This window comes from Desulfovibrio sp. 1188_IL3213 (genome assembly GCF_036763145.1).
Classification (GTDB): Bacteria; Desulfobacterota; Desulfovibrionia; order Desulfovibrionales; family Desulfovibrionaceae; genus Desulfovibrio.
This window is the reverse complement of record NZ_JBAIYR010000589.1, coordinates 1-1,158: the sequence shown is the minus strand read 5'-3', so window position 1 is coordinate 1,158 and position 1,158 is coordinate 1. Positions and strand designations below refer to the sequence as shown.

The 1,158-nt window shown below is 63.0% G+C and carries 1 protein-coding gene and 1 pseudogene; both read left to right on the top strand.

The genetic code is table 11. The features are described from left to right. The coding region (locus V6C16_RS13840) for a ribulose-phosphate 3-epimerase (RefSeq protein WP_442886240.1) at positions 1-402 on the top strand (402 nt) is incomplete at its 5' end. Between the two features lie 10 nt (positions 403-412). Then, positions 413-1,158: pseudogene (locus V6C16_RS13835) on the top strand (transketolase); the annotation flags it as partial.

Below are 1,158 nucleotides of genomic sequence, written 5' to 3'. Positions count from 1 at the left end.
GGCGTGGCGCTCAATCCCGGCACGGACCTCGGCTCCATACGCTGGCTTGTCAATGATCTGGACATGCTGCTCGTCATGAGCGTCAATCCGGGCTTTTCCGGCCAGACCTTTATCCCCGCCACTCTGGACAAGGTTCGCAGCGCCCGCCGCCTGCTGGACGCCTGCGGCGGCGAGGACGTGCTCATTCAGGTAGACGGCGGCGTATGCCCCGAAAATACGGCCCAGTTGGTTGAAGCAGGGGCCGATGTGCTGGTTTCAGGCTCGGCCTTTTTCGGCCACAAGCCCTACGATGCCCGTCTGGCCGCCTTCATGAAGCCGCTGGCCGGTCGCGAACAGCGCCCCGCGCTGCTGGACGCCGCCCGGCGTCAGACTTTTGCCCTCACCCATCCCAAGCAAAAATAGAGGAATGATCATGCCCACCCGCAGACAGTGCGCCAACGCCATCCGCGCCCTTGCCATGGACGCTATTGAAAAAGCCCGCTCCGGTCACCCCGGCGCGCCCCTCGGCATGGCCGATATGGCCGAAGCCCTCTGGAGGCATGGTTTCAGGCATAATCCTGCCAATCCCCTGTGGTTCAACCGCGACCGCTTTGTGCTCTCCAACGGGCATGCGTCCATGCTGCTCTACGCCCTGCTGCACCTCACGGGCTACGACATCCCTATGGAAGAAATACGTAATTTCCGCCAGTGGGGAGCAAAAACCGCCGGTCATCCCGAATACGAACCGCACCTGGGCATTGAAATGACCACCGGCCCCCTGGGCCAGGGCATTGCGTCCGCCGTGGGCATGGCCCTGGCCGAAAGCATGCTGGCCGCGGAGTTCAACACCCCCGGGCACACGGTTGTGGATCACAACACCTACGTTTTTGTGGGCGACGGCTGCCTGATGGAAGGCGTGTCGCATGAGGCGTGCTCCCTTGCGGGAACATGGGGCCTCGGCAAGCTCATTGCCATGTATGACTCCAACGGCATTTCCATTGACGGCAAGATCGACGGCTGGTTCAACGAAGACGTGGCCGCCCGCTACCGCTCCTACAACTGGCAGGTCATCGGCCCGGTTGACGGGCATGACGCCGCCGCTCTGGACAAGGCCCTGGCCGAGGCCAGGGCTGACAAGGACCGCCCGAGCCTTATCATCTGCCGCACGCACATCGGTTT